Source organism: Streptomyces sp. NPDC020362 (genome assembly GCF_040642095.1).
GTDB lineage: Bacteria > Actinomycetota > Actinomycetes > Streptomycetales > Streptomycetaceae > Streptomyces.
In genome coordinates this window covers 1-2,518 of record NZ_JBFAET010000432.1, presented here as the reverse complement: position 1 = coordinate 2,518, position 2,518 = coordinate 1, and the positions used below count along the sequence as shown (strand labels likewise).

The 2,518-nt window shown below is 72.3% G+C and carries 4 protein-coding genes; 3 read left to right on the top strand and 1 reads right to left on the bottom strand.

The features are described 5' to 3' along the window. Nucleotides 1-116: 116 nt before the first annotated feature. A complete protein-coding gene (locus tag AB0H32_RS47890; protein ID WP_361135913.1) occupies nt 117-413 on the bottom strand; it encodes an AbfB domain-containing protein in 297 nt (98 codons plus the stop codon). A 57-nt stretch (nt 414-470) separates the two neighbouring features. On the opposite strand from AB0H32_RS47890, the gene AB0H32_RS47885 reads away from it, so the two are divergent. From AB0H32_RS47885 to dapD, 3 genes are all read left to right on the top strand, one after another. Next, nucleotides 471-794 carry a multidrug efflux SMR transporter gene (locus AB0H32_RS47885; protein ID WP_361135910.1) on the top strand — a complete coding sequence of 108 codons (324 nt, stop codon included), beginning with the start codon at nt 471-473 and terminating at the stop codon, nt 792-794. Next, on the top strand, nt 794-1,333 hold the full coding sequence (locus AB0H32_RS47880; RefSeq protein WP_361135907.1) for a TetR family transcriptional regulator: 540 nt from the start codon (nt 794-796) through the stop codon (nt 1,331-1,333). Before AB0H32_RS47885 ends, AB0H32_RS47880 begins: the two co-directional genes overlap by 1 nt. Before the next feature lie 73 nt (nt 1,334-1,406). Beyond that, a complete protein-coding gene (dapD, locus tag AB0H32_RS47875) occupies nt 1,407-2,393 on the top strand; it encodes a 2,3,4,5-tetrahydropyridine-2,6-dicarboxylate N-succinyltransferase (protein WP_361135904.1) in 987 nt (328 codons plus the stop codon). The last annotated feature ends 125 nt before the right edge of the window (nt 2,394-2,518 follow it).

Genomic DNA, 2,518 nt, shown 5'->3' with positions numbered 1-2,518 from the left:
CCCGCCCGCGGCGCGGGCGTGGCGGGGCTGCGGGCGGGGGCTTTGGGCGACTTGGTTTCGGACGCGCGGGGGGCTCCCCGGGCGCCCCCCCCCCCCCCCCCCCCGCTTCCGTGCGTTCAGGACGACGCGTCCACCAGCAGGAACGCCGAGTCCGCCCGGTACAGGCCGGTGTTCCGGTACGGGTCCAGCTGCAGCCGGGAGTTCTGGTGGCGCAGGTAGCCGCCGTCGGCCGTGGCGAAGGAGTAACAGCGGGCGTCGGAGAGGCCTTTGACGAGTGTGAACGTGGCGGCCCGGCGGTCGGAGGGTGAGGCGACCGGGTCGTGAGCGAATCGTGTGGCAGATGTGACGCCGAGGGGCCGCACATCAGTGGAGTCCGAGGGCGGCCGTGGGGCGCTTCGGCGAGCGGTTTCCATGAAACTGGAACTTTCTCGTTGCGTACGCCTGTACATATGGTGTGTACGCTTGTACACATGGGATATCTCTTGCTCGCCGGCGCCATAGCCGCCGAGGTCGCCGCGACGACGGCGATGAAGTACAGCGCGGGCTTCAGCCGGCTCTGGCCCTCGCTCGTGACGGTCCTCGGCTACCTCGTCGCCTTCGCGCTGCTCGCCCAGACGCTGAAGACCGTGCAGATCGGCACCGCGTACGCGATCTGGTCCGGGGTGGGCACCGCGGCCGTCGCCGTCCTCGGACTGCTGCTGTTCGGGGAGGGGCTCAGCGTCACCAAGGTCGCCGGGATTCTGCTGATCATCGGGGGCGTGGCCGTGCTGAACCTGGGCGGGGCGAGTCACTGATGGCCCGCCGCTACGACCCCGACCGGCGCCGGCGCATCATCGACGCCGCGATCCGCGTGGTCGGCCGGGACGGTATCGCCGGGCTGAGCCACCGCTCCGTCGCCGCCGAGGCGGACGTGCCGCTCGGCTCCACGACCTACCACTTCGCCACCCTGGAAGAGCTGATGGTGGCCGCGCTGCGGCAGGCGAACGAGGGCTTCGGCAGGGTGCTGGTCGAACGGTTGCCCGAGAGCGGGGACGGCCGGGGCGATCTCGCCTCGGACCTCGCCGGGGCGCTCGGCGAGTGGCTGGGCGGCGACCGCACGGGCGTGGAGCTGGAGTACGAGCTGTATCTGGCGGCGCTGCGCCGGCCCGCGCTGCGCCTTGTCGCGGCCGAGTGGACCGAGGGCGCGGCGGCGCTGCTGGCCCGGCGCACGGACCCGGTCACGGCGCGGGCGCTGCTCGCGCTCATGGACGGCATCTGCCTCCAGGTGCTGCTCACGGGCGGTTCGTACGACGAGGAGTACGCGCGCGACGTGCTGGCTCGGGTGATCCCCTGAACCCGCGCCCGGCACGTGAGACGCCCACGGTGCGGGTTCGCCCCCACGACCTCCCCCACGTTAGGTTTCCTACATGACCGACACTGCTTCTCGTACCACCGGCGCCGTCGCCGCCGGTCTCGCCACCCTCGCCTCCGACGGCACCGTTCTCGACACCTGGTTCCCGGCCCCCGAGCTGGTCGCTGAGCCCGGCCCCTCCGGTACCGAGCGCCTCACCGCCGAGCAGGCCGTCGAGCTGCTCGGCAGCGGTGCGACCGCGGCGATCGGCCCGGACGCCCGCCGGGGTGTCGAGGTGGTCGCGGTCCGCACGGTCATCTCCTCGCTCGACGAGAAGCCGCTCGACACGCACGACGCCTACCTGCGTCTGCACCTGCTCTCGCACCGCCTGGTCGAGCCGCACGGTCAGAGCCTGGACGGCATCTTCGGCCTCCTCGCCAACGTCGCCTGGACCTCGCTCGGCCCGGTCGCCGTGGACGACATCGAGAAGGTCCGGCTGAACGCCCGCGCCGAGGGCCTGCACCTCCAGGTCACCTCGATCGACAAGTTCCCGCGCATGACCGACTACGTCGCCCCGAAGGGCGTGCGGATCGCCGACGCCGACCGGGTCCGCCTGGGTGCGCACCTCGCCGAGGGCACCACGGTCATGCACGAGGGCTTCGTCAACTTCAATGCCGGCACGCTCGGCACCTCCATGGTCGAGGGCCGGATCTCCGCGGGTGTCGTGGTCGGCGACGGCTCGGACATCGGCGGCGGTGCGTCCACCATGGGCACCCTGTCCGGCGGCGGCAACGTGCGCATCTCCATCGGCGAGCGCTGCCTGATCGGCGCCGAGGCGGGCGTCGGTATCGCGCTCGGCGACGAGTGCGTGGTCGAGGCCGGCCTGTACGTCACCGCGGGCACCCGGGTGACGATGCCCGACGGCCAGATCGTCAAGGCCCGTGACCTCAACGGCGCCTCCAACATCCTCTTCCGCCGCAACTCGGTCACCGGTGTCGTCGAGGCCCGCCCGAACAACGCGGTGTGGGGCGGTCTGAACGACATCCTGCACAGCCACAACTGACGCGCGGGACGCCTGCGACACGGACGAGCGGCGGCGGCCGCCCCCCGCACCGCCGCCCCCGGGCGGGCCGCACGGGGGCCGAACCGGTTGACAATCCGAGGGCGCTGGGCAGCCGGGTGAATTGG

Excerpts from the sequence above, each read along its gene's own strand:
- AB0H32_RS47885 (WP_361135910.1), top strand. The coding sequence starts at position 471 with ATGGGATATCTCTTGCTCGCCGGCGCCATAGCCGCCGAGGTCGCCGCG.
- AB0H32_RS47880 (WP_361135907.1), top strand. The coding sequence starts at position 794 with ATGGCCCGCCGCTACGACCCCGACCGGCGCCGGCGCATCATCGACGCC.
- AB0H32_RS47890 (WP_361135913.1), bottom strand. The coding sequence starts at position 413 with ATGGAAACCGCTCGCCGAAGCGCCCCACGGCCGCCCTCGGACTCCACT.
- dapD (WP_361135904.1), top strand. The coding sequence starts at position 1,407 with ATGACCGACACTGCTTCTCGTACCACCGGCGCCGTCGCCGCCGGTCTC.